Source organism: Actinoplanes sp. CA-142083 (assembly GCF_050942195.1).
In the GTDB taxonomy this organism is placed as follows: Bacteria; Actinomycetota; Actinomycetes; order Mycobacteriales; family Micromonosporaceae; genus Actinoplanes.
Window position 1 is genome coordinate 6,522,135 of record NZ_CP192076.1, and the last position, 24,921, is coordinate 6,547,055.

General features: G+C 71.1%; 22 protein-coding genes. 12 read left to right on the plus strand and 10 right to left on the minus strand.

Annotation, left to right across the window (positions count from 1 at the left end):
• Window positions 1-33: 33 nt before the first annotated feature.
• The 3 genes from ACQPZX_RS30005 to ACQPZX_RS30015 form a co-directional block, all read right to left on the minus strand.
• Entirely contained in the window at window positions 34-1,656 is a 1,623-nt protein-coding gene (locus ACQPZX_RS30005; protein WP_433362258.1) for a methyl-accepting chemotaxis protein, read from the minus strand.
• Window positions 1,657-1,734: 78 nt separating this feature from the next.
• Complete coding sequence (locus ACQPZX_RS30010; protein WP_433362261.1) at window positions 1,735-2,844, minus strand: hypothetical protein; 1,110 nt, start codon at window positions 2,842-2,844, stop codon at window positions 1,735-1,737.
• Window positions 2,845-2,878: 34 nt separating this feature from the next.
• Entirely contained in the window at window positions 2,879-3,448 is a 570-nt protein-coding gene (locus tag ACQPZX_RS30015; RefSeq protein ID WP_433362264.1) for a hypothetical protein, read from the minus strand.
• Between the two features lie 74 nt (window positions 3,449-3,522).
• Here ACQPZX_RS30015 and ACQPZX_RS30020 point away from each other — a divergent pair, with 74 nt between their 5' ends.
• From ACQPZX_RS30020 to ACQPZX_RS30040, 5 genes are all read left to right on the plus strand, one after another.
• Entirely contained in the window at window positions 3,523-4,434 is a 912-nt protein-coding gene (locus tag ACQPZX_RS30020; protein ID WP_433385491.1) for a TAXI family TRAP transporter solute-binding subunit, read from the plus strand.
• 41 nt (window positions 4,435-4,475) lie between these two features.
• Complete coding sequence (locus ACQPZX_RS30025; RefSeq protein ID WP_433362266.1) at window positions 4,476-5,036, plus strand: DUF664 domain-containing protein; 561 nt, start codon at window positions 4,476-4,478, stop codon at window positions 5,034-5,036.
• A 111-nt stretch (window positions 5,037-5,147) separates the two neighbouring features.
• Window positions 5,148-7,958 (plus strand): FAD-binding and (Fe-S)-binding domain-containing protein, encoded by a 2,811-nt coding sequence (locus ACQPZX_RS30030; protein WP_433362268.1) that lies wholly within the window; start codon window positions 5,148-5,150, stop codon window positions 7,956-7,958.
• 46 nt (window positions 7,959-8,004) lie between these two features.
• On the plus strand, window positions 8,005-8,658 hold the full coding sequence (locus tag ACQPZX_RS30035; RefSeq protein WP_433362270.1) for a response regulator transcription factor: 654 nt from the start codon (window positions 8,005-8,007) through the stop codon (window positions 8,656-8,658).
• 15 nt (window positions 8,659-8,673) lie between these two features.
• Entirely contained in the window at window positions 8,674-10,065 is a 1,392-nt protein-coding gene (locus ACQPZX_RS30040; protein WP_433362279.1) for a sensor histidine kinase, read from the plus strand.
• Here ACQPZX_RS30040 and ACQPZX_RS30045 read toward each other — a convergent pair.
• The 3 genes from ACQPZX_RS30045 to ACQPZX_RS30055 are packed head-to-tail and all read right to left on the minus strand — an operon-like array spanning window position 9,961 to window position 12,510.
• Entirely contained in the window at window positions 9,961-11,181 is a 1,221-nt protein-coding gene (locus ACQPZX_RS30045) for an XdhC family protein (protein ID WP_433385494.1), read from the minus strand. The two genes, ACQPZX_RS30040 and ACQPZX_RS30045, sit on opposite strands and share 105 nt — an antisense overlap.
• 2 nt (window positions 11,182-11,183) lie before the next feature.
• Window positions 11,184-11,504, minus strand: coding sequence for a nuclear transport factor 2 family protein (locus tag ACQPZX_RS30050; protein WP_433362282.1), 321 nt, complete (start codon window positions 11,502-11,504; stop codon window positions 11,184-11,186).
• Complete coding sequence (locus tag ACQPZX_RS30055; protein WP_433362285.1) at window positions 11,467-12,510, minus strand: hypothetical protein; 1,044 nt, start codon at window positions 12,508-12,510, stop codon at window positions 11,467-11,469. The genes ACQPZX_RS30050 and ACQPZX_RS30055 overlap by 38 nt, the downstream gene beginning before the upstream one ends.
• Before the next feature lie 108 nt (window positions 12,511-12,618).
• Here ACQPZX_RS30055 and ACQPZX_RS30060 point away from each other — a divergent pair, with 108 nt between their 5' ends.
• Genes ACQPZX_RS30060 through ACQPZX_RS30075 form a run of 4 tightly spaced genes read left to right on the plus strand, consistent with a single transcriptional unit; the run spans window position 12,619 to window position 16,903 of the window.
• Window positions 12,619-13,098, plus strand: coding sequence for a (2Fe-2S)-binding protein (locus ACQPZX_RS30060; protein ID WP_433362288.1), 480 nt, complete (start codon window positions 12,619-12,621; stop codon window positions 13,096-13,098).
• On the plus strand, window positions 13,098-14,093 hold the full coding sequence (locus ACQPZX_RS30065) for an FAD binding domain-containing protein (RefSeq protein ID WP_433385497.1): 996 nt from the start codon (window positions 13,098-13,100) through the stop codon (window positions 14,091-14,093). The genes ACQPZX_RS30060 and ACQPZX_RS30065 overlap by 1 nt, the downstream gene beginning before the upstream one ends.
• Entirely contained in the window at window positions 14,090-16,198 is a 2,109-nt protein-coding gene (locus ACQPZX_RS30070) for a xanthine dehydrogenase family protein molybdopterin-binding subunit (RefSeq protein ID WP_433362291.1), read from the plus strand. Before ACQPZX_RS30065 ends, ACQPZX_RS30070 begins: the two co-directional genes overlap by 4 nt.
• A gap of 48 nt (window positions 16,199-16,246) precedes the next feature.
• The gene (locus tag ACQPZX_RS30075) at window positions 16,247-16,903 is read left to right on the plus strand and encodes a response regulator transcription factor (protein ID WP_433362294.1); all 657 of its coding nucleotides are present in this window, start codon (window positions 16,247-16,249) and stop codon (window positions 16,901-16,903) included.
• Window positions 16,904-16,905: 2 nt separating this feature from the next.
• Here the strand turns inward: ACQPZX_RS30075 and ACQPZX_RS30080 are convergent, their stop codons facing one another.
• From ACQPZX_RS30080 to ACQPZX_RS30095, 4 genes are all read right to left on the minus strand, one after another.
• Entirely contained in the window at window positions 16,906-17,346 is a 441-nt protein-coding gene (locus tag ACQPZX_RS30080) for a VOC family protein (protein WP_433362296.1), read from the minus strand.
• Between the two features lie 18 nt (window positions 17,347-17,364).
• Window positions 17,365-17,865 (minus strand): trypco2 family protein, encoded by a 501-nt coding sequence (locus tag ACQPZX_RS30085; RefSeq protein WP_433362299.1) that lies wholly within the window; start codon window positions 17,863-17,865, stop codon window positions 17,365-17,367.
• A gap of 21 nt (window positions 17,866-17,886) precedes the next feature.
• Complete coding sequence (locus ACQPZX_RS30090; protein WP_433362302.1) at window positions 17,887-20,670, minus strand: DUF4407 domain-containing protein; 2,784 nt, start codon at window positions 20,668-20,670, stop codon at window positions 17,887-17,889.
• A 99-nt stretch (window positions 20,671-20,769) separates the two neighbouring features.
• The gene (locus ACQPZX_RS30095; RefSeq protein ID WP_433362305.1) at window positions 20,770-21,147 is read right to left on the minus strand and encodes a DUF1304 domain-containing protein; all 378 of its coding nucleotides are present in this window, start codon (window positions 21,145-21,147) and stop codon (window positions 20,770-20,772) included.
• A 47-nt stretch (window positions 21,148-21,194) separates the two neighbouring features.
• On the opposite strand from ACQPZX_RS30095, the gene ACQPZX_RS30100 reads away from it, so the two are divergent.
• Genes ACQPZX_RS30100 through ACQPZX_RS30110 form a run of 3 tightly spaced genes read left to right on the plus strand, consistent with a single transcriptional unit; the run spans window position 21,195 to window position 24,919 of the window.
• A complete protein-coding gene (locus ACQPZX_RS30100; RefSeq protein WP_433362308.1) occupies window positions 21,195-21,974 on the plus strand; it encodes an SDR family NAD(P)-dependent oxidoreductase in 780 nt (259 codons plus the stop codon).
• A 31-nt stretch (window positions 21,975-22,005) separates the two neighbouring features.
• Window positions 22,006-23,175, plus strand: coding sequence for an FIST signal transduction protein (locus ACQPZX_RS30105; RefSeq protein ID WP_433362311.1), 1,170 nt, complete (start codon window positions 22,006-22,008; stop codon window positions 23,173-23,175).
• A gap of 10 nt (window positions 23,176-23,185) precedes the next feature.
• Window positions 23,186-24,919, plus strand: a complete 1,734-nt coding sequence (locus tag ACQPZX_RS30110; protein WP_433362314.1) for a putative bifunctional diguanylate cyclase/phosphodiesterase — start codon at window positions 23,186-23,188, stop codon at window positions 24,917-24,919.
• Window positions 24,920-24,921: the final 2 nt, after the last annotated feature.

Genomic DNA, 24,921 nt, shown 5'->3' on the forward strand with positions numbered 1-24,921 from the left:
GCCTTCCTGGGAGGAACAGGTTGTGCCTGGCAGTCAGTAGCGGAACGTGGAGATGACGTCCTGGAGCTGGGTGGAGATGCGAGCCAGGTCGGTCGCCGCGTTCTCGGTGGCGTCGGCGGCTTCGCGGGTGGTGCTGGTGACCTGGACGACGTCGGCGAGCTGGGTGCTGATGTCGCCGGTTCCGGCGGCGGCCCGGCCGAGGTCGTCGGTCATGCCCTTGGTGGTGGCGCTCTGCTGCTCGACCGCCGACGCGATGGTGTTCTGGAAGTCGTTGATGTTGCCGATGATCTGGCCGATGCCGGAGATCGACTCGACGGCTTCCTTGGCGTCGCGCTGGATCGCCTCGATGCGGCGCGAAATTTCCTCGGTGGCTTTCGCGGTCTCCTGGGCCAGATCCTTGACCTCGCCGGCGACGACCGCGAAGCCCTTGCCGGTCTCCCCCGCCCGGGCCGCCTCGATCGTCGCGTTGAGGGCGAGCAGGTTGGTCTGCTCGGCGATCGCGGTGATCGTCTTGACCACGCTGTCGACCTCTGCCGAGGAGGCGTCCAGCTTGGTCATCAGCTTCTCGGCCTCGGCGGCGGTGTCGACCGCGCTGGAGGCGACCTTCGCGGCCTCGCTGGCGCTGATCGCGATCTCGCGGATCGCCGCGCCCATCTGCTCGGCGCCGCCCGCGACCGCCTGCACGCCGGCGGTGACCGCCTCGGCCGCCTGGTCGATCGAGTTGACCCGGCGGGACGTCTGTTCCACGCCGCCGGCGAGGTTGCGGCTGGCGTCCTGCATGTCCTCCGAGCGCTGGGCCAGCCCGGAGCTCGCATCGGAGAGCGTCTGCATCGCCGTACGCATATGGTCGACCGCTTCGACCGCCGAGCGCGACATCTGGCCTATCTCGTCGGATCCGGGATCCGGCTGGCGCGAGCGCAGGTCGCCGGCGGCCATCCCGGACATCATCGCGGCCAGCGATCCCAGCCGCCGGGTCAGGACGCGGGCCGACAACAGCGCGATCGCCCCGGCCAGCAGGATGCCAGCCACCAGCGTGGCGATGATCGTGAGGCGGGCGTTGTCCGCGGCCGACCGGGCGGCGGCCGACGCGGCGGCGGCGTTGTTCTGCGATAGCGTCTTGAGATTCTCGATGGCGGCGACGGCGTCGTTGATCGGCGGGTTCAGCCCGTTGGCGCGCAACTGGTTGTACTCGGCTGTCTTTCCGGCGTTCTGCAGGGTGGTGAGCTGGGCGCGGACGTCCAGATACTGCTGCCAGGAGTCCTGCACCTTGGCCATCCCGGCGCGCTCGGCCGAGCTGACGTCCAGCTTCAGGTAACCGGCGATGCCGGCGTTGATCTGCGTGAACAGCGTCGACGCAAGCTCGGTGAGAGTCTTGGCCGTGGCGGCGGCCGTGGTGCTGTTGTTGGCGGTCGCTCCGGCCCACCGGGCGTGCCAGATCATCTGCTGGACGTCCTGGACCACGACTAGCGGCTGCAGCGACTTGCGATAGATCGCGTCCGCCCGGTCGGCGATCGTGTTCATCCGCAGGATCCCGACGATGCCGACCACGACCGCGACGACCAGGCCGATCGCGGCCACCGCCAGCAGGTTGGTCCGCATGCTCATCGAGCCCAGCCGTTTCCCGAGCGACGCCATGCCGATCACCAAGCCCTCCACCGTGGAAACGACAGACTCACGATAGGAGGCCAGCTGGAACATGAAGGTTACTTCGGGATTATCTGATAAGTCGGACTTCTAGGACGGGGGTTTATCCGGCACACGGACGCTGTTGAGCACGGTTTGCCCCTGCTGGTCCACCAGTCTCGTGAACAATTGCTGCGCGTACCCGAAGACCAGGGCCCAGGCGAGGATCTGGGCGGACGTGTCCAGCGCGCTCAGCCCGGGCACGAACTGTCCCCGCATCAGCAGCAGCCCGAGGAAGGCGGTGATCGCGCCGGTCGGCAACTTCAGCGCGGCCAGCGCGACCGGCAGCCCGTACCGCTCGGACGACCCGCGGATCCGCCGGATCGCCGCGGCGCCCGCGATCGTCGCCGCCGCCAGCCCGACCAGCTCGACGATCAGCAGGTCGGCCGGTTTCGCGGTTTCCGCGACGACGTTGTCGATGTCCGTCACCGGCACGCCGTCCTGCGCCGTGCCACCGGCCTGCGTCGGCGTGAATCGGTCGGACTGCGCGGTCGGGCAGACCACGATCGCGGTGCCGGACTCCTCCGGCGCGAAACAGAGCGGGATCAGCGACCGGTCGGCGAGCCCGAGCAGCGCCACGCCCACCGCCAGCAGCGTCATCACGATCGCCGTGCCGACCACGATGTTGCGGAAACTTCGCAACCGGATGCGCTCGCTCAGCGCCGCCGAGCTCGCCGCCCGCACCGCCGTCACGATCTTGCCGCGTTCCTGGTCGATGATCTGGAGCCAGCCCTTGAGCTCCTCCTCGCTGCGGGTCGCGACATCGAGGCCGTTGCCGACGCGGTGGGCGATCCGCTCGAACTCGCGCCGGCCGGGATCGGTTGTCGGCAGGTGCGCCTGCACGTCGCGAAGCAGGCTCGGCATCTGCCCGAGCACGTAGTCGGGTGGCGCCACGTTGAGGATGTGCGCCTCGGCCGCGGCCAGGTTTCCGAAGGACCGCTCCATCAGTGGCCCGGTGGGCAGCGTCAGCCGCCGGGCCTTCGCCGCCTGCCGGGCCGCGTCCAGGTGGGCCTGGATCGCGCCCTCGAGCACCTGGTCGCGCGGATCCTGCGAGCGGACCCACTCGGCGAGGGCCTCCAGCTCCCGGGCCCGGGTCAGCGTGCCCTCCCGCCAAGCCACCCACACCGGCCCGCCGACCGGTTCGATCGCGTTGATGTCCATACCCGGTAGTGGCGCCGGGACCGGGCCGGATACGTCAGGCTGCCGACAGCACCCCACGGGCCGGGATGGCCACCATGAAGCAGCCGGGCCGGCGCGAAACTTCGGGCGAAACATCGAGCAAGCGCGCCGCCCGTACGAGAATGGCGGCCATCTCATGATCACCCAGCCGGACCGACATCAGCTCGCCCCGGCGGCGCCGGCCGCCGGCGAGCAGCGCGGCGCGCCACGCCGCGTGCGCGAGAGTCACGCGCTGCGCGTGCCGCGGCGACGAGGAACCCAGCGTCTCGGTGGAAAGAAGCGCCTGCCGGCCCTGACGCCAGGCGGCAGCCACCATCCGGTCGGTCGCGCGGCGCCGGCTTTCCGGAATCAGCACGCGTTGCAGGTCGTAGCGCCGACGGCCGCCCCCCGTGTGCACCTCGTGCTCCGCCGCGCACCCCAGACGGGTGAGCAACGAGGTCAGGCGGCCGGCGGCGTCCTCCCGGTCGAACTCGATCATCGAGGCGGGCTGCCCCTGGGCGACCGCGCACCGCACGAGGCACGCGGCCTCGAAAGCCGCCGGCAGCGCCGCGGCAAGCACGATGTCCCGGACCTGATCGTGGTTCATGCCGATACCGTGGCCGATCGGGCCGTTCGGCGGGTACACCACCGAGCAGGACTTGAGGGAAACTTGCGCGGGTGATTCGCCGCCGTGCCCTATTAGGGGGAGTTGTCGCGCTGACGGTCTCCGGCTGCGTCGGCCGGGAGCCGCGCCACCGCACCGTGCGCATCGCCACCGGCAGCCCGACGGCGGTCTACTACGCGATCGGCTCCGCGTTCGCCCGGGTCATCGCGCAGGACCTGCCCGGCACCGACGCGAGCGTGCTGGTCACGGCCGCGTCGGCGGAAAATCTCCAGCTGATCGCCTCCGGGCGGGCGGAGGTCGCCTTCAGCCAGTCGGACGTCCTGGTCACCGGGGGCGTCCCGGCGCCGTCGACGGTCGCGCTGGCCCGGGTGTACGACGACCTGCTGCACCTGGTCGTGCGGGGCGACAGCCCGATCCGTTCCCTGGAGGACCTGCGCGGCAAGAAAGTTTCGGTGGGCGCGCGAGGGTCGGGCACGGTCATCACCGTGCGACGCCTGCTGACCGTCGCCCGGATGAGCGGCATCGACGAGCGGCAACTTGGCCTCGACGACTCGACCGCGGCGCTGACCAGCGGCGACATCGACGCGTTCTTCTTCTCCGGCGGCCTGCCGGTGACCGGCATCCGGCAGCTCAGCGCCTCCTCCGCGACCCGGCTCGTGGACCTTTCGAAGTGGGCGAGCGAACTGCGAAAGGCCTACAGCGACGTGTACGTCGTGCGCGACGTCCCCGTGTCGGCGTACCAGATGCCGGCCGTCGCCACGGTCGCCGTGCCCAACCTGCTGGTCGTCGCCGCCTCGATGGCCGACGACCTGGCGTTCGACCTGACCCGGCTGCTCCTGGAGCGGCGCGAGGTGCTGGCGGCGGCCCACCCGGCGGCCGAGCGGCTGGACATCCGCTCGGCGATCGCCACGCTGCCGGTGCCGCTGCACCCCGGGGCGGCCCGCTACTACCGCTCGACCAAGCCGTAAACGGCTTGCACGCCGGAGCACCGCTCCGCATCGTGGGCACGATGAGCGACGTTCCCCAGCGGTGGACCCGGGCCAGCGTCTACCCCGACATGTGGCTGGACCCCGACGATGACCCGCGTGACAGCGACGGCCCCGCGCCGGAGGGCGAGCTGCCGACCTATCTCGATGTGTTGCGGCACTTCCGGCTGACCCTGCGGTTGAAATGCGACGGACTGGACCCGGCGCAGCTCGCCCGCCGATCGGTGCCGCCGTCGTCGATGTCGCTGCTCGGGCTCGTGCGCCACCTGGCCGAGGTAGAACGCGACTGGCGCACGTGGATCCGCCCGGACGAGCCGGCCGCGAAACTTTACGGCGCGCGGGACGCGGATTTCGACGGCGCGGTCGCCGACCAGGCCGTGGTGGACGGCGCTTTCGCCGATCTGGCCCGCGAGCAGGAAGGGACCGACGCGGCGTTGCTGTCGCATACGGATCTGGGCGAACGGCTGGGCAAGGACGGCATCGCCGCCCGCGAGCTGTGGGTGCACCGGATCGAGGAGTACGCCCGGCACTGCGGCCACGCCGATCTGTTGCGCGAACGTGTCGACGGCCGTGTCGGGCAGTGAAATGTGACGCACGCCGGGCGGCCGGAGCCCGGCGGCGCCGGCCGTCCCACCACCTGGGTAACGTCCAGGGAGCCGTCGGTCGGCGGGCGCGGTGCTGGAAAGGTCGGGCGCATGACTGAAGCGAGTGAGCTGGTGCGCCGGCTGCGCCGGGCGGGTGTCGCCGACGTCCTGGACGACGCGACCAACCGCTCGATGTACGCGTCCGACGCCTCGCTCTACCGCGTGGTCCCGCAGGCCGTGGTCCGGCCCCGCTCCGACGACGAAGTTGCCGCGACCCTTTCCGTCGGTCGTGACCTGGGCGTCCCGATCACCGCGCGGGGCGCGGGCACTTCCGTGGCCGGCAACGCGATCGGGCCGGGGATCGTGCTGGATTTCAGCCGGTACCTGAACGAGGTTCTCGAGGTCGACCCCACGACGCGGACCGCCCGGGTGCAGGCCGGCACGGTGCAGGCGGCCCTGCAAGCGGCCGCGAGACCGCACGGCCTGCGGTTCGGCCCCGACCCGTCGACACACACCCGCTGCACGATCGGCGGCATGATCGGCAACAACTCGTGCGGCTCGCGCACCCTCGGCTACGGCCGCACGTCGGACAACGTCTTCGCGCTGAGTGCGCTCACCATCGACGGCGAACGCATGATCACCAGCGAGAAAAGTTTCGACGGCGCCGAGAAAGTCACCACCGCCCTGCGCGAGGTGATCGGGGCCAACCTGGCCGTCGGCCGCACCGAGTTCGCGCGCTTCGGGCGGCAAGTCTCCGGGTATGCGGTCGAGCACCTGCTGCCCGAGAACGGCTTCAACCTCACCGAGTTCCTGGTCGGCAGCGAGGGCACCCTGGCCGTGATCACCGAGGCCACCGTACGGCTGGTGGCCGACCCGAAATATCGGATCCTGGTGGTTCTCGGCTACCCCGACTTCGGCACGGCCGGCGACGCCGTCCCGGGGATTCTCGAGTTCAAGCCGACCGCCTGCGAGGGCATCGACTCGCGCATCTGCGACATCGTGCGCAGCCGCCGCGGGCCGGACGCGGTGCCGCCGCTGCCGGGCGGCCAGGCCTGGCTGATGGTCGAGATCGCCGGCGACGACCTCGCCGAGGCGCGCGATCAGGCCGAGAGGCTGGCGAAATCGGCGGGCGCGATCGACACGCTGATCGTGGCGGACACGGCCAAGGCGGCTCCGCTGTGGCGGATCCGGGAGGACGGCGCGGGCCTCGCCGGCCGGGCGCCCTCCGGGCTGCCGGCCCATGCGGGCTGGGAGGACGCGGCGGTGCCGCCGGCGAGGATCGGGGATTATCTCCGCGACTTCGACTCGCTCTGCGAGCAGCACGGGCTGAGCAACATGCCGTACGGGCATCTCGGCGACGGTTGCGTGCATGTGCGGCTCGACTTTCCGCTCGACAAGCCGGGCGGGCCGGGAAAGTTTCGCGCGTTCCTGGAGGACGCGGCCGACCTCGTGGTCAGCTACGGCGGATCGCTCTCCGGCGAGCACGGCGACGGGCGGGCCCGCAGCGAGTTGCTCACCAGGATGTATTCGCCGGCCGCGATCGGCCTTTTCCGCGAGATCAAGCACACCTTCGACCCGGGCAACCTGCTCAACCCGGGCAACATCGTCGAGCCCGACCCGGTCGACGCGAACATCCGGGTGGCGCAGGCGCGGCCGGTGCGCACGAAACTTGCGCTGGCCTATCACGCCGATCACGGCGACTTCAACCAGGCGGTGCACCGCTGCACCGGCGTGGGCAAGTGCCGGGCCGACACGACGGTGCTAGGTGGCGTGATGTGCCCGTCGTACCTGGCGACGAAGAACGAGAAGGACTCGACCCGGGGACGGGCGCGGGTGCTGCAGGAGATGCTCGACGGCGACCTGGCTCCCGGGTGGCGCGCCGAGGCCGTACACGATGCGCTTGATCTTTGTTTGTCCTGCAAGGGATGCGCGAGCGACTGCCCGACCGGGATCGACATGGCGGCCTACAAGTCCGAGGTGCTGCACCAGAGTTTCAAGCGCCGGATCCGGCCGCGGTCGCACTACTCGCTGGGATGGCTGCCGCGGTGGTCGCACCTGGCCGCGAAGATGCCGCGGCTGGCCAATCGCCTGACCACGTTGCCCGGCCTGCGGCGAATTGCTCTCTACGTCGCGGGGGTGGATGCACGCCGCGCCATCCCTGCCTTTGCGAATCAGACATTTCGTCAATGGTTCGCCACGCAGAAACCCCTGGCCGGGAAACCTGTCGTGCTCTTCGTCGACAGTTTCACCGACCATTTCTCGCCCGAGGTCGCGAAAGCCGCCGTCGAGGTGCTCGCCGACGCCGGCTACGCGCCGCAAGTCACCACCAAGGACGCCTGCTGCGGCCTGACCTGGATCTCCACCGGGCAGCTGGACGCCGCGAAACGCATCCTCGGCAAGACCGTGGGTGAGTTGCGCGAAGCGGCGGAAAGTGGCGTGCCGATCGTGGGGCTCGAGCCGTCGTGCACCGGCGTGCTCCGCGGCGACCTGCCCGAACTGGTCGACACCGACGCCGCGCGCCAGGTCAGCGGGGCCACCGTCACCGTGGCCGAGCTGCTCGCCCGTACGCCGGAATGGAACCCGCCGTCGCTCGACGGCCTGAAGGTGATCGCCCAGCCGCACTGCCACCACCACGCGGTGATGGGCTGGGAGGCCGACGCGAAACTTTTGCAGCGGGCCGGCGCCGAGCTGGTCCGGCTCGGCGGGTGCTGCGGGCTGGCCGGCAACTTCGGGGTCGAGCGCGGCCACTACGAGGTTTCGGTGCAGGTCGCGGAGCAACAACTGCTGCCGGCGCTGCGCGACGCGAAGGAAGGCGACGTCTTTCTCGCGGACGGCTTCTCGTGCCGCACGCAATCGGCCGATCTCGCCGGGATCCCCGGCACCCACCTGGTGCAACTCCTGGCGGGCAAGAAACCGCGCTGAAGCACAAGTGCAGTAGATTTGCCGCCCAGAGGATGGGCGGAGGCGGATGCGGATCTTGCTCGTGGAGGACGACCGCCGGGTCAGCGCGGTCATGCTCTCGATGCTGCAGCGGCGTGGATACGACGTCGAGCACGCCGCCACGGCCACCGCGGCGCTCGAGGCTGCCCCGTGCGACCTCGTGCTGCTCGACCTCACCCTGCCCGACGGCGACGGCGTCGACGTTTGCCGCATCTTGCGCGCCCGCAACGAGAACTTGGGCATCATCGCGGTGACCGCCCGCGGCGAGGAACGGGACAAGATCACCGGGCTGCGGGTGGGCGCCGACGACTACGTGGTGAAGCCGTTCTCCATGGCCGAGCTGCAGGCGCGCATCGAGGCGCTGCTGCGGCGCACGGTCCGGCAGGCGCCCGCGCGCGAGATCGCCGAGATCGGCCCGCTGCGCATCGACCACGCCGCCCGCACGGTGCACGTCGACGACGCGCCGGTCACGCTGACGCGCAAGGAGTTCGACGTGCTGGCGTCGCTGGCCCGGCAGCCGGGCGTGGCGCTGTCCCGCGAGCGCATCCTGCTCGACGTCTGGCAGACCACCTGGTCGGGCAAGCACACCCTCGAGGTGCACGTGGCGTCGCTGCGCGCCAAGCTCGGGCGCCCCGAGCTGGTGGAGACCGTTCGCGGAGTGGGCTACCGTTTGCGCTCATAGCGGGCGGGGGTTCGTGTGCGAAACCGGCTGGTCGGCACCTATGTGTTGCTGCTGTGCATGGTGCTGGTCGCCCTCGAAGTGCCGCTCGCGATCGCGCTGACCAACCGCGAGACCGAGCGGGTCGTGGCCGACCGGCTCGCCGACGCCACCCGGTTCGCGTCGCTGGCCGCGCCCGCGCTGCGCAGCGGGGAGCTCGAGTCGCTCACCGACGAGTTGCGCAGCTACCACGACCTCTACGGCATCGCGACCATGGTGGTCGACCAGGACCAGCGCGTGCTCAGTGTCTTCGGCGACCCGGTGGCCGGGGCGGACGGGGCGATCCGCGGCGCGCTCGCCGGCCGGCAGGTCAGCAGCCCCTCGGTGGTCTGGCCGTGGCGGTCGCTGCCGCTGGTGGTCGCGGTGCCGGTCAGCGACGGCGGCGCGGTGCTGGGCAGCGTGCTGACCGCGTCGCCGACCGGGCCGAACCGGCGCTGGATCGTCTTCACCTGGCTCGAGCTGGGCCTGGGCGGGCTGGCGGCGGTGGCCGTGTGCCTGCTGACCGCGCACCGGCTGGCCGGCTGGGTGCTGCGGCCGGTGACCCGGCTCGACGCGGCCGCGCACGAGATCGCGGCCGGGTCCACCGACGCGCGGGTGCAGCCGGGCCTCGGTCCGCCCGAGCTGCGGCGGCTTTCGGTCAGCTTCAACGAGATGGCCGACGCGGTGGCGTCGTCGCTGGAGCGGCAGCGGTCGTTCGTCGCGCACGCCAGCCACCAGCTGCGCAACCCGCTCACCGTGCTGCGGCTGCGCATCGAGGACCTGGGCGGCCGACTCGGGGACGACTCCGCGCGGGACGACCACTCGCTCGCATTGGCCGAAACTGATCGTTTCGCGGATGTGCTGGACGGGTTGCTGGCGCTGGCCCGGGCCGAACGCGGGCAGCACGTCGTCGCCCAAGTGGACGCGGCCGCGGTCGCCCGGGACCGGGTCGCGGCGTGGCAGCCGCTCGTCACTCGCCGCGACATCTCGCTGGTCACCGACCTGCCCGAGACAGAGCTGCCGGCCTGCGCGGTGGCCACGGCGCTCGACCAGTCCCTGGACGCCCTGATCGACAACGCCCTCAAATTCACGCCGGCCGGGGGCCGGGTCGAGGTCGCGGCCGCGAAACTTTCCGGTGGGGTGGCGATTCGCGTGCGCGACACCGGGCCGGGCATGACCGAGGAGCAGTTCCGCCTCGCGACGGAAAGATTCTGGCGCGCCCCCGACGCCCAGAACGTGGACGGTGCGGGGCTCGGTTTGTCGATCGTGGCGGTGCTGGTCGAGGCGTCAGGCGGAAAGTTCTCGCTGGCGGCGGCCGACGGCGGTGGCCTCGAAGCCACCATTTGGCTGCCCGGCGCCGACGACCCGGTGGATCGGGCCGTCGAGGGATGACAGCCGGCGGCCGGTGCCGCCGTTGCGCAGCAGGATGAGCTCGGCGGCGATGCTCACCGCGGTCTCCTCGGGGGTCTGCGCGCCGATGTCGAGGCCGAGCGGCGAGGCGAGGCGGGCGAGGGCTTCGGCCGGGAGGCCGCGGTCCCTGAGCTGGGCGGTCCGCTGCAGGTGGGTGCGGCGAGAGCCCATGGCGCCGACGTACGCGACGGGCAGGCGCAACGCCGTCTCGAGCGCCGGCAGGTCGAACTTGGGATCGTGGGTGAGCACGCAGACGACGGTCCGCTCGTCGATCCGGCCCGCCTCGGCCTCGGCCGACAGGTAGCGGTGCGGCCACTCGACGACGACCTCGTCGGCGGCCGGGAAGCGGGGCGCGGTGGCGAAGAGCGGGCGGGCGTCGCACACCGTGACCCGGTAACCGAGAAACTTTCCGGTGCGGGCCAGGGTCGCGACGAACTCGGTGGCGCCGAAAATGATCATCCGCGGGGGCGGCTGGTGCGCGGCCACGAAAACGGTGCTCTCGCCGTGTAGGAAAATTCCGGTGCGTCCGCGCCGCAACATTTCGCGGATCCGCGGCTCGACGCCGGCGAAATCGCTGCCGATCGGGCGGCCGCCGCGAGCGAAGCCGGGGTCGGTCGACGGCCCGCCTTGGGCGAAGTCCGTGCCGACCGGCGGCTCGCCCTGGGCGAAGTCGGGGCCGGTCACGATGCGGCGGCCCGTTTCGGGGCCGGCCACCCACGTCGCGGTCGCCACCGGGCGGCCGGCACGGATCGCCACGGCCACCTCGCCCAGCTGCGGGAAACGCGCCCGGTCGACCGGCTCGACGAAGACGTCGAGCACGCCGCCGCAGGTCAGCCCGACCGCGAAGGCGTCATCGTCGCTCACGCCGAAACTGTGCAGCCCGGCCACGCCGGTGAGCGCCGCCTCGCGGGCGAGCTCGTAGACGGCGCCCTCGACACAACCGCCGGAGAGGCTGCCGACCACCTGCCCGCCCGGCCCGGCCAGCATGGTCGCCCCGGCCCGGCGCGGCGCCGACTTCCAGGTCGCCACGACGGTGGCCATGCCGACCGTCTCGCCGTCCGCCCACCACCGCTCGAGATCGTCGAGCACGTCCCGCATCGTCACGCCCGGATCGTCATGCGGGAGACCAGGTCGCCCTCGGTCCGGAAGGTGAACGTGCTCGGCCCGTTGAAGCCGTTCCCCCCGACCGCCGCGGTCACCACGGTCTCGTCGCCGCTGCGGCGCACCCGCTCGACCTTCAGGCTGACCTGCTTCCCGATGAACTCCCGGTCGCTCCACCCGCGGATCTTCTCGGAGCCGTGGAAGACCCGGCCCCAGTCGTCGACGGCGCCGTCGGCGGTGAAGCCGGCCAGGAACGCGTCGATGTCGTTCGCGTTGGCCGCGTCAACCAGCCGCCGCGTAGCCTCGTCCATCTGCTCCATCGGTGTTTCCTCTCGTGCGGGAAAGGGCGCTGACCGGCCAGCGCCGCCAGATCGCCACGTGCAGGATCACGGCCAGGCCGACGGCGTTCAGCGCGGCGAACGCGATCCAGTCGTCGGTGCCGGCGCCCGGGTGCCAGACGTTGCTGCGCACGCTCGCGTCCAGGAGCCAGTACGTCAGCGCGGTCGCGGCCGCCGTCATGACCAGGATGCCCGTCTTCGTGCGGGCAAGCAGCCAGCTGTCGAGGAGCATGCCGACGATCAGCGTCGCGGCGATCGCGCACCCGGCCACCGCCGTGATCGTTTCCGGTGGCAGGAAAGTGGCGCAGACCAGGTACGAAACCCAGCCGCCCCCGATGACCAGCGCGTTCCCCGCCGCTCGGCGTCGCGCGTCATCGGCGATGAGGTTGATCGGCCATCCCTTGAGCGCGACATACGGCACCACCTGCCACACGCCCAGGACGGTGAGCCAAGCGCCGTAGACGCCGCCCGGCACCAGATGGGTGCGCACCACCAGCAGGTAGCCGGCTATGCCCACTATCCAGCACAGCGCCAGCCCCACCAGCCCGGCCGGAATCTTTCGCAGCTTTCGCACCGGCCACCCCTCGCACACCAGCGTGAGCTGCAGAATCGCCGTGAAGACGCCGGCCGCGAGCGGCAGCGTCGCCGGGAAGGTCGCGGTGCGGCCGGGGCCGGGGAAAGGGTTCAGCATCGCCCCGAAGTCCACCCGGTCCACCACCGCCTGCCCCAGGATCGTGAAGACGACCGCCGCCACCGCCGCGATCAGCGTGTCGGTGACCCCCGCCCACACCCCGGGCAGGCGCACCCCGGGCCAGTCGTCCCACCAGAAGGCGATCAGCGCGACCGCGGGCAGCCCAAAAGTGACGATCGGCCCGACCACCCGCAGCGAACTTTCCGCGCCACCGGTCGCGAAACCGATGAGCAAGGCGACCGGCAGCACGACCACCAGCCCGGCGACGCCGGACGCCGGCTGCTCTCTCAGATCCACGCCGTCGATCGTCGGGGCCGCGCGGCGGCCGGGCCATAGGGCAAACCCCACGCCACCGTGCGGCCAGCACGACAGACCGCGGCCGCCGGGCGGTCGCAGCATCGACGGGTGACCACGATTCCGATCTCGTTCACCGTCAACGACCGGGACGTCGAGCTCAGCCTCGACCCTCGAGAGAGCCTGCTCGACGTGCTGCGCGAGCGCCTGGCGCTGACCGGCACCAAGAAGGGCTGCGACCAGGGCCACTGCGGCGCGTGCACGGTGCATCTCGATGGTCGCCGGGTGCTGTCCTGCCTGACGCCCGCGGTGCAGGCCGCCGAGCAGCACGTCACCACCATCGAGGGGGTGGCCGGCCAGGACGGCGACTTGCATCCGCTGCAGCAGGCGTTCATCGACAACGACGCCCTGCAGTGCGGCTACTGCACGCCCGGGCAGATCATGTCGGGCCTGGCCTGCATCGCCGAGGGCAACACGACGACCGACGACACGATCCGCGAGTACATGAGCGGCAACGTGTGCCGCTGCGGCGCGTACGTCGGGATCGTCGCCGCGGTCCGGCAGTGCGCCCACCGTACGGAGGCTTCGTGATGTTGCCCTTCACCTATCAGCGCCCGGAGACGGTGGCGGAGGCGGTCGACGCGCTGCAGGCCGGCGGGCCGGGCACCACGCTGCTCGCGGGTGGCACGACGCTGTTCGACCTCATGAAGATCGGCGTCGCGTCGCCGTCGCGGGTGGTCGACATCCACCGCGTACGCGAACTCGACCACCTCGGTGTCGCGAACGGCGAGCTGGTGATCGGGGCGGGCGCGCGGATGTCCCGGGTGTCGGCCGAACCGGACGTGATCCGCCTGTTCCCGGCGATCTCGGAGTCGCTCTGGCGGTCCGCCTCGCAGCAGCTGCGAAACATGGCGACGATGGGCGGAAACTTGATGCAGCGCACCCGCTGCGCGTATTTCCGCGGCGGCGAGCCGTTCCCGTGCAACAAACGCGAGCCGGGCAGCGGCTGCGCGGCCATCAGCGGCGTGGACGGCGGGATGGCGGTGCTCGGGGTCAGCGACCAGTGCGTCGCCACCTACCCGGGCGACGTGGGGATCGCGCTGGTCGCCTTCGATGCGGTCGTGGATCTTGTCGGCCCGGACGGTGGGCGGTCGCTGCCTTTCGCGCAACTCAACCTGCTGCCGGGTTCATCGCCGGAGCGCGAGCACGCTCTGCTCGACGGTGAGCTGATCACGCAGATCCGGGTGCCGGTGACCCCGGTCGCGGCCGCTTCGGGATATCTCAAGATCCGGCCGCGGGAAAGTTACGCGTTCGCTTTCGCGTCCGCGGCGGTCGGCGTGCTGTTCGCCGGCGACGTGGTCGGCGAGTGCCGGATCGGGATCGGCGGCGTCGCCACCCGGCCCTGGCGAGCCTCCGCAGCCGAGGCCTGGCTGACCGGGAAGCCGCTCACCGAGGACAACGCCCGGCGGGCCGGGGAGATCGCTCTGCAGGGCGCGCGGCCGATCGCGGCGAACGAGTTCAAGGTCGAGCTCGGCATCCGCACGGTCGCGAAGGCCCTGCTCGACGTCGCGGGAGGCGACCGATGACCACGAAGCCGACCCGGGTCGACGCGCACGACAAGGTCATGGGCAAGGCCCTGTTCGGCACCGACCGGGTGCCGGACGGGCTCGCGCACGCCGCGTTCGCCACCTCGACCATCAACAAGGGGCGGGTGAGCTCGGTCGACACCTCCCGAGCCTCGTCGGTGCCCGGGGTCCAGTTGGTCCTGACCCGGGTCGAGCTGAAGTCGCCGGGCTACATCATGGCCGAGGGCTACGGGGTGCAAAGTTTCCAGCCGCTCGTGAGCGACGAGATCGCGTTCCGGCAGCAGCCGATCGCGCTGGTCGTGGCCGACGATCCGGTCACGGCGACCTACGCGGCGTCACTGATCTCGGCGACCTACGAGGAGGAAAAGTTCGCGGTCACGCTCGACGATCCCAACGCGACCGTTCTCGTGCAGGAACAGGCGATCCCGCTGCCGTTCCTGGCGGACATCAAGGTGGGCGACGCGGATTCCGCCGTGGCGGGAGCCGAGGTCCAGATCGATGAGACGTACGAGCATCCGTCGCAGAACCCGGCGCCGATGGAGCTGCTGGCCAGCGTGATCGAATGGCACGGCGACGAGGTGGTCATCCACGAAGGGACCCAGAACGCCGGGGCCCTGCGCAACGGGTTGGCCCAGCAACTCGGCATCCCGCCGGAAAAGGTGACAGTGCTTTCGCCGTACGCCGGCGGCGGTTTTGGTCAGAAGAACTCGTTGCAGACGCACATCGGGCCGCTCGCGATCGCCGCCCGGCAGCTCGGCCGGCCGGTCAAGCTCGTGCTCACCCGCCCGCAGGTCTTCCACAACGGAAGTTTCCGGCCGCTCAGCCGCCATCGGGTGCGCCTCGGCGCCGATCGCACCGGCAAGATCCAGGCGATCGTGCACGAGATCGACCAGCAGACCTCACGACACGATCTGTTTCCGGCGATGTACACGGACGTGAGCTCGCGGTTCTACGGGTTCTCGGCGTTCCGGGGGCGGCAGCGGCTGGTGCAGACCGACGTGCAGACGCCGGGATACATGCGCGCGCCGTTCGAGCATCCGCTGGCGTGGGCCCTCGAATCGGCGGTGGACGAGCTCGCGTACGCGGCGGGCGTGGACCCGGTTTCGCTGCGGCTGCGCAACGACGTCACGAACGATCCGGTGACCGGCCTGCCGTTCTCGTCGCGGCACGTGGCCGAGTGCCTCAACCGCGGCGCGGAGATGTTCGGCTGGGACAAGCGCCCGGCCGAGCCCGGGAACTGGATCGACGAGGACGGCGCGCAGATCGGGTGGGGCGTGGCGCTCGGGGCGTACCCGGCCTCGACCACCCCCGCGGTCGCGCGCGTCACCGCCGAGGCGGACGGCAGCGTGACCATCGGCGTCGACGGGCACGAGATGGGCCAGGGCATCCGCTCGGCGGTCACCCTGCTCGCGGCCGACATGCTCGGCCTCTCCCCCGACCGGATCACGATCGGGCTGGGCGACACGCGGGCCGCGCCGCAGCACCTGACGGCCGGGTCGTGGGGCACCGCGTCGGCGCTGCCGGCCGTGCGGGCGGCCCTGCTCCAGCTTCGCGAGCTCGATGCGACGCGGCCGGTCACCGTCACCGCCACCAACGGGCTCCCGGACGACCTCATGGCGCACGCCCGGCGGGGTCTGGTCACCGCGGTCGGGCCGGTCTACGAAAAGTTCGTGGCGTTCAGCTTCATCGCGCACTTCGTCGAGGTGCGGGTCGAGCGCTGGACCCGGCGGATCCGGGTGCCGCGGGTGGTGAGCGTCGCCGACTGCGGAACCGTGGCCAGCCCGGTCACCGCGGCCGGCCAGGTGCGCGGCGGCGTCGTGTGGGGGCTCGGCGCGGCCCTGCGCGAGCACCTCGAGATCGATCCGCGGTACGGCGGTTTCGTGAACTCGACGCTCGAGGAGTACCCGCTCAGCGTCAACGCGGACATCGGCAGCATCGAGGTGGATTTCGTGAACCGGCCCGACTACCTGCTCAACCCGGTCGGGGTGAAGGGCCTCGGCGAGGTGTCGATGTGCGGCGTCGCGGGCGCCCTCGCCAACGCGGTGCACCACGCGACCGGAAAGCGGGTCCGGAAGCTTCCCATCACCCTGGTCGACATGCTTTGAGTCATATGACGGCTGCTATCCGGGGCCGGTCCGCCGACACTCGGGCGCATGAGCATCCGTGTGGTTATCGCCGACGACAACGCCCTGATCCGGGAGGGTCTGGTGCGCGTTCTCGAGCGCGGTGGCGTCACCGTGTCCGGTGTCGCCACCTCGGCGGACGACCTGGTCGGGCTGGCCCGCGCCTACCGGCCCGACGTGGTCGTCACCGACATCCACATGCCGCCCGGCGAGGGGCGGGACGGCATGTGGGCGGCGCTCGAGCTGCGACGCACCAACCCGGAGATCGGCGTGGTGGTCCTGTCGCAGCACCTGGAGCCCGAGTTCGCCCACGACCTGGTCGCGGACGGCACGACGAGGGTCGGCTACCTCCTCAAGGAGAAGATCGCCGAGCCCGGCCTGCTGGTCGACGCGGTCCGCGGGGTCGCCGCCGGCGGCTCGGTCCTCGACCCCGATGTGGTCGCGGGCCTGATGAGCCGTGGCCGGGTGACCGGACCTCTCGCCGGCCTGACCACGCGGGAGCGGGAGGTGCTGGCGCTGATGGCCGAGGGCCGGTCGAACACCGGAATCGCGGAAAGTTTGTACGTAACTGTTCCCGCGGTCGAGCGACACGTGACCGGAATTTTCACGAAACTCAAGCTGCAACGCGCCGGCGCCGGCCAGCACCGGCGGGTGCTGGCCGTGCTCGCCTACTTGCAGGCGGCCTAGGGTCAGACCACGCAGAACTCGTTGTCCTCCGGGTCGGCCATCACCACGTGGTCGGGCGTGCCGTCATCGCGAAAGACCTCGCTTCGCACCGTCCCGCCGGCCGCGAGGAGGCGCGCGACAGTTTCCTGCACGCGGGCCCATCGGATCTCCTGCGGCTCGGCACGGCCGCCGCCCGCCTGGATGTCGAGGTGCACCCGGTTCTTGACGGTCTTCGGCTCGGGAACTTTCAGGAAAGAGATGCGCGGGCGTATGCCTTCGGGATCCTCGATCGCGGCGCCGTCGTCCCATTCCTCCTCGGGGACGCCCATCTTCACCGCCCACTCCTCCCAGCTCGCGAAGCCGGCGGGCGGCGAGGCCTCGACGTAGCCGAGCGCGGTGGCCCAGAAGGCAGCCATCGCCGCGGGGCTCCGGCAGTCGATCGTCAGCGTCCAATTCACTGTCATCCGGGTCTCCTCGAGCCTTCAGGCGGGAACAAGGGTGAGCTTCAACGCCTGGGTGACGGAGTCTTGCAGATTACCTTCGAAGCCCAGCACGATCGACCCCTCCGCGGTGACCCCGAACGAAAGCGTCATCGTGCTGTCCCGCAACACGAACGGATCGTCGCCCATCCCCGCGGCCGCGACCGCCGCCCGCACCTGCTCGACCGCCGAGACCAGCGCCTCGTCCACCTCGTAGTCGCGCAGCTCGCCGCTCACCCCGCCCGGCGCCGCCTCCAGGTTGATCACCAGCGTGTGCAGGTCGACCTTGGTCAGCTTGGTGCCCGCCTTGAGCCGCAGCCCGATGACCGGCACCTTCAGCTCGAGCCCGCCCCCGGCTGTGCTGGTCGCCATCGTGTTCAGCGTCAGCTCCATCACCGAGACCCGGAGATCCCTTTCCCGGTTGGCCGCCGACAGATTCGCCGCCGTGATCGACCGCTTGACCGCATCAACAAGATCATCGACGCGTACGGCGTCGCCGGTCACCTTCAAAACGCTGCCCTTTCGTCACGCCGCCGTCGCGGCCGAATCCCCGTAGACCGAGTACGCCAGCCAGGTCGGGTCCCCGGCGTCCTCGGTTTCCGCCCGGGCGCGCATCGCCGCCGGGCCGAGCGGCGTCCCCGACGCCAACTCCGCATAGAAAGTTTCCGCGAAAGCCGCCGCCCGATCGCTGTTCACCGGCCACAAAGATCCCACGAAGGCGCCGGCGCCCGCCTTCATGAACTGGTTGGCCCAGCTCATCATCCGGGTGTACTCCGGGGCCGCGCCGGCGCTGCGGCACGCGTTGACGAACACCAGCGGATGATGGTCGTGCAGCGACCGCCGGGTCACCGCCCGGTTCAGCATCTCCGGCACGAACGGGCCCCCGTCCATCTCGATCGAGGAGCCGCCCTTCTCCAGCGAGAACTTGTTGTGGCAGACGAAATGCAACATGCCCGCCGCACCGCCGCTGTCGAGCACGCCGAGCAACTCGTCCAAGTGCGAGATCACCCCACCGTCGGGGCGGCGCAGGATCTCCCGCACCCGGGCGACCTCGGCGCTCGCGTTCGCCGGCGCCCGCGGCGGCACCACGAACTGCGCGTCGCGCAGCGAGATCCGTGGCGACGAAAGTTGCCCGATCACTCGCCGCACGACCGGGAACTGCTGGGCGAGAAAGCCGTGGTCCTCCGTGCGGGAAAGCGGATAGAGCAACTCCCAGGGCACCCGGTCGTCGGCGCAGACGATCGTGAACGTACCGATGTCGTCACGCAGCTCCCAGAAGGCTTCCTTGATCGGATCCGGCACCAGGTCCTGCCAGAGCCCCACCCCGGTCTCCTCCACCCAACGTCGCGCGGTGGCCGGGCTGTAGGGGTTCGCAGCCCCGTAACCACCGCCCGGGGTGGCGAAACGGCGCAGCATGTCCACGGTCCGCTCGACCGCCTCGCCCGGCGATTCGGTCAGCGATCGCGCCACGACCGGCTCGGAGACCAGCCGGTGCGAGATGAGCTGGAACGAGTACCGCGCCCCGTCGAAGCCGACCTGCATGGTCAGCTCGCCCGGCTCGGCGCGCAACCGGTCGATCGGGGCGGTCCGCCGCTGGTTGCTCTCGTCGACCCGGTGATTCTCGGCCGACACCTCGAGCTCGACCTCGGCGAGCAAGGTGCCGCCGAGCCAGGCGGAGAGCCGGATCCGCCGCAGCCCCTCCCGTACGGCCCGCAAGGAGAACCGCACCGGCGCCGAGCCGCGCCGATAGGGCACCCGAACGGTTGCCTGCAACTTGTCCGTGCCGGCGAGACCGGAATCCACCTGCACAAGCAGCACGACGTCGACGCCGTCCGGACCGACCGCCAGCGCGGGCATCGCGGCCGACGGCACGTCCGGATCGGGCCGGTCCGCGATGATCCGGGCGACCAAGCTGAACTCGTCACCGGCCCGCGCCCGCGTCGGCGCCTCCCCGACGAGGAAACGTTCGAGGTTGTCGTCGTCACCGACGTCCGGACGGCCGCCGATCCCCGTGGCCGGCAGCCCGCCGGAGATCTCCGGCCTGGCTCCGCCGCTCGGGCGGACCTCCGCGCCGGCCGCGCCCTCGATCACGCGAACCTCGGCCGGCACCCGCAGCTGCGCGGTCTCGTCGCCGGCCATCAGCGAGACCATGCGGACCCGGACGTACGCGAGGAACTCGGTGACCTCCTCCGGCGAGAGAGTGATCGTCCCCAGTTGCTGCATCCGGCGCCGGACCTCGGCCTCGAAGTCGGCCGCATCCTCGAACCGTGACTCGCCCGCCTCGGCGGCGATCCAGTCGTACAGGGTGGGGCGGCTCACGTGCATGACGAACCTGACCAGCACGGGCAGCAGGCCGAAAATCGTGAGCAGAATCCAGAAGACGAGCCAGGTGGACCTGACCGACGTCCGGAAATCCGAGAGCCGGTTCAGAGCCTCCAGCCGGTCGCCGACGCTCGGCGAGCGACGCAATTCCCGGGCGGCCGCGAGACCGTCCGACTCGGCGGCGCGCAAGTCATCGACACGACCTTCCAGCTGGGTGACCTCGGCCTCGGCCGTCTCGCGCTTGGCGGCGATCGCCGCCGCGGTCGCCTGCGAAAGTTGTTTCTCGGCGACAGCCCGGTTGGCACGCAGGTCCACCACTACGCGCATCTTCGCCTTGTACGACGGCCCACCGCCGCCTGAGCCGGTGCCGCAGGTGCCGTCGAACTCGCATTGGGCAGCGGCGAGCGCCGCCTGGTACTGCTTGTCGACCGTGGCAAGATCGTTCCGCAGAGCCTTGATGGCCGGGTCGTCGCCGACGTCGGGGATCGCGCCGTTCGCGATGGCGCGCGCGTCGACCAGCTGCGCCTCGGCGGCGTCGACCTGACGGGAGTAGGAGGTCGTGGTCTCGACGATCGCGGCTTGCATGTCGGCGGCGATGAGCTCAGCGACCTCGGTGCGGTAGATCGCGAGAACGAGCGGCACGGCCAGCACAAAAGCCAGAACCGCGGCCAGCACACCTCGCAGGCCGATGACCACCGCCGTGCGCAGTGCCCCGGTTCCCGGTCGCGCGGCGGCCAGGAACGCGCGGTCGAGCAGCACCATCACGGCGCCCACGACCGCGCCCGCCGGCACCGCCGCCGCGATCGGAAACCCGAGCACGACCCGTGCGCCGTACCCGGCCAGGATGGCCGTCGCCAAGCCCGAGGCCAGCGTCAGCGCGCCGAGTGCCGCGAAGCGGTTACGGTCCTGCCTCGAGTACTCCAGGAGCTGCGGATCGGCGCCGGAGAGCCAGACCAGCGGATGTCGCCGGGAGTGGTTCCTCGGCACGGCGGTGTCCTTTTCGGTAGCTGAACGCGATCGAGGCAATACCGTAACCGCGACCGCGGACCGCCGAGTTCGCCCATTCGGGCGGAAACCGCGCGTCTGTCAGGCGACGATCAGCAGCACGAGGGCGATCAGCGGGGCGGCGCCCTGGACGGCCGCGGCGCGGAGCATGCGGCGGTTGGTGGCCAGCAGGACCAGGGCGGCGGCGAGCATGCTGCCGCACGAAGCTGCGATCAGGGCTCGGCCGGCGGGCTCCGACGAAGTGTTGACCAGGATCAGGCCGACCGCCGCGATGATGGCCAGAAACAGGTTGTAGAAGCCCTGGTTGAAGGCCCATGGGCGGACGGCGGGCAGCTCGGCCTCGGTCACGCCGAAGTTCTTGCGGGCGGACGGGCGGGGGAAGAGCACGCTCTCCAGCACGAAGATGTAGACGTGGATGAGGGCCGCGATCGCCGCGAAGATCTGCCCGACTGTGTTCATGAGCCGGCATTCTGCACGACCGGGGCGGACGGGGCAGCATGGAGGGCATGCGACTGGATCTTTCGGGAAAGACCGCTCTTGTCACCGGCTCGACGCAGGGCATCGGGCAGGCCATCGCGGCCGGGCTCGCGGCGGCCGGCGCGCGGGTCGGGGTGAACGGCCGGTCGGCCGAGTCGGTGGAGCGGGCGATGAAGGAGATGTCCGGCGAACTGGTGGCGGTGCCCGCCGACGTGGCGACCGAGGAGGGCGCGGAGGCCGTACGGGAAAAGCTGCCGCACGTGGACATCCTGATCAACAACCTCGGGATCTTCGGGGCGCGGCCGGCCCTGGAGATCACCGACGACGACTGGCGGCGGTATTTCGAGGTCAACGTTCTCGCCGGGATCCGGCTCACCCGGGCCTACCTGCCCGGCATGCGCGAGCGTGGCTGGGGGCGCGTGCAGTACATCGCCAGCGACTCGGCGGTCGTCACGCCGGCCGAGATGATCCACTACGGGGTCTCGAAGACCGCGCTGCTCGCGGTGTCGCGGGGTTTCGCGAAAGAGGCGGCCGGCTCGGGCGTCACCGTCAACAGCGTCATCGCCGGTCCCACGCACACCGGTGGCGTGGAAAGTTTCGTGTACGAGCTCGTCGACAAGAACCTGCCGTGGGACGAGGCGCAGCGGGAGTTCATGCGCGAGCACCGGCCGCAGTCGCTGCTGCAGCGGCTGATCGAGCCGGAGGAGATCGCGAACATGGTGGTCTACCTGTCGTCGCCGCTGGCCTCGGCGACCACCGGCGGCGCGCTGCGGGTCGACGGCGGGTACGTCGACGCGATTCTTCCCTAAAGTCGCCGGTCGAGGGGCCGATCCCCTGGCCATGACACGCTGGTTTGGCGCCGGGCACAGCACCCTCACCGATCCGGCCGCGGCGGGTGCCGCCGCGGCCGAGGCGGCCTTCGAGGGGCGTGAGCCGGTACTCGCGTTCGTGTTCTGCTCGGTCGGCTATCACGTGCCGGCGATGCTCGACGAGGTCCGCCGGCGGGTCGGGCCGCAGACCGTGATCGTCGGGGCCACGACCTCCGGTCAGATGACGACCGGCGAGGTCAGCGGGGACGGGGTCGCCGTGGTCGCGCTCGGCGGGGACGGTTTCTCCGCGCGTACGAAAATTGCTCGTGACGTCACCCCCCGCTTGCGTGAGGCCGGCGCCGAGATCGCCGCCTGCCTGGACGAGGTCGACCGCCCGCACCGGGCCCTGGTGATGATCTGCGACGGGCTCACCGGCAATCAGCACGAGCTGGTCCGCGGCGCGTTCTCGGTCGTCGGCGCGGCGGCCCCGCTGGTCGGCGGCTGCGCGGGCGACGATCTCACCTACGTGCGGACGTACCAGTTCTACGGCGGGCGGGACGGCGTCGAGATCCTCTCCGACGCGGCCATGGGCATCGCGCTCGGCTCGGAGGCGCCGCTCGGCGTCGGCATCGCGCACGGCTGGCGCAAGCAGAGCGACGCGATGGTGGTGACCAACAGCCGCGACGGCCGGGTCTACGAGCTCGACGGCGAGCCGGCGCTCGATGTGCTGATGCGCCGGCTGGGCCTGGACGAGTCGGTGCTCGACGACGAGGCGGGCTTTCGCGATCTGGTGTTCCTGCACCCGCTCGGACTTTCGCGGCGCAGCGGCGAGGACATTCGCGTGATCCACGGCTTCGACCGGGACGACCGTTCGCTGCTCTGCCTGGCCGACGTGCCGCAGGGCGCGCTGACCTGGCTGATGGAGAGCGACCACGACGCGATCGTCGACGGCGCCCGCGAGTCGGCGAGCCAGGCGCTCGACGGGCTGGACGGGCAGGCCGCGATCGGCCTGCTCGCGTTCGACTGCGCGGGCCGGCGCACGGTGCTCGGCTGCGAGGGCGTCCAGCAGGAGATCGGCGTGATCGGCAAGGAGCTGGGCGGCGTCCCGTACGGCGGCTTCTACACCAACGGCGAGATCGCCCGCCTGCGCGGCGCGCTGGGCATGCACCACTTCACGTTGGTCACGCTGGCCCTGGCCTGAGGGGGCGACCGTGAACCACTGGTCGACCCACCAGCTCACCGAGTTCTTCGCCGCGGTCGGCTCGTCGCGCGACGAGCGCTCGGCCACCATGGTCGCGATGGAACGGGCCAGCGAGGTCCTCGAGGCCGAGGTCGGCGCCGTGCTGATCGGCGGCCGGGTCGAGGTCGCGTGGGGCGTGCGCGGCGACGATCTGAACTCCGCGCTGGCCGCCGCCAAAGACACCGAGACCATCGACGTGGCCGGCCTCGACGACCTGCACGTTGCCTCCGCCCGCTTCGGCGCGCAACACCGCGGCGACCTGCTGGTGGCCCGGATCGGCGAGCCGCTCAGCGCCGAGGAGCGGCAGCTGCTGCAGGCCATGGCGCAGACGCTCGGCCTGGCGCTGGACAACATCACGTTGCTCAGCGCCGAGCGAAAGTTGCGCGAGGAACGGGAACGGGAGGCCGCGGAAAGACTGGCGTTGCTCGAGTCGCTGCGCGAGGCGCGGCACGACTCGCTCACCGGCCTGCCCACGCGGGTGCTGTTTCTCGAGATGCTCGAGGAGAAAGTTCGCGCGGCGACGCCGACCAGCGTGCTGTTCATCGACCTCGACCGGTTCAAGGCGGTCAACGACAGCCTCGGCCACCGGGCCGGCGACGAGCTGCTCGGGCACGTCGCCGGCCGGATCCGGCACTGCCTGCGCCCCGCCGACGTCGGCGCGCGGCTCGGCGGTGACGAGTTCGCGGTGCTGCTCGACGACACGGCCGCCGACGAGGCCGTGCCGGTCGCGCAGCGGCTCATCGACGCGATCCGCCGCCCGTTCCACATCGACGGCCGGGACGTCTTCATCGGCGCCAGCATCGGCGTCTCCACCCACTGCGACACCGCGCCGGCCGACCCGGGCGATCTGCTCGGCAACGCCGACGTGGCGATGTACAAGGCGAAGAAGGAAGGGCCGGGAAAGGTCGTCGTCTTCGCCCAGCAGATGCACGCCGAGGCGCTGACCCGCCTCACCCTGACCAGCGACCTGCAGCGGGCGCTCGAGCACGACGAGTTCCACCTGCAGTACCAGCCGCTGATCCGGCTCGCCGACGGCGCGACGGCCGGCGTCGAGGCGCTGGTGCGCTGGCGCCGGCCGGACGGCCGCTACGTGCCGCCCGCGGATTTCGTGCCGATGGCCGAGGAGAACGGCCTGATCATCGACATCGGACGGTGGGTGCTGCGGACCGCCGGCGAGCAGGCCGCCCGCTGGCGCCGCACGATGCCCGACCTCAAGCTCAACATCAACGTCTCCGGGCGCCAGCTCACCGACCCGTCGTTCGCGGCCGACGTGCAGCGGATGCTCGCCGGGACCGGCCTCCCGCCGACCGCGGTGACGCTGGAGCTGACCGAGTCGGTGGTGATGAGCGACCCGGACACCGCGATCGCCTGCCTCACCGACCTCAAGGCGCTGGGCGTGGGCCTGGCCGTCGACGATTTCGGCACCGGTTACTCGTCGCTGTCGTACCTGCAGCGCCTGCCGGTCGACGAGCTGAAGATCGACCGGGCGTTCATCGAGCACGCCGAGCCGACCGTCGAGGACCTCGCGGTGATCCGCGCGGTGGTCGAGCTGGCCCGCGCGCTGCGGCTGCGCACGGTGATCGAGGGCATCGAGACCGAGTCGCAGCTGGTCGCGATGCGCCGGCTGGGCTGCGATCTGGGGCAGGGCTTCCACCTGCGGCGGCCCGCCGACCCCGAGCTCCTGCTCACTGCGGCAGCCGCCTGATC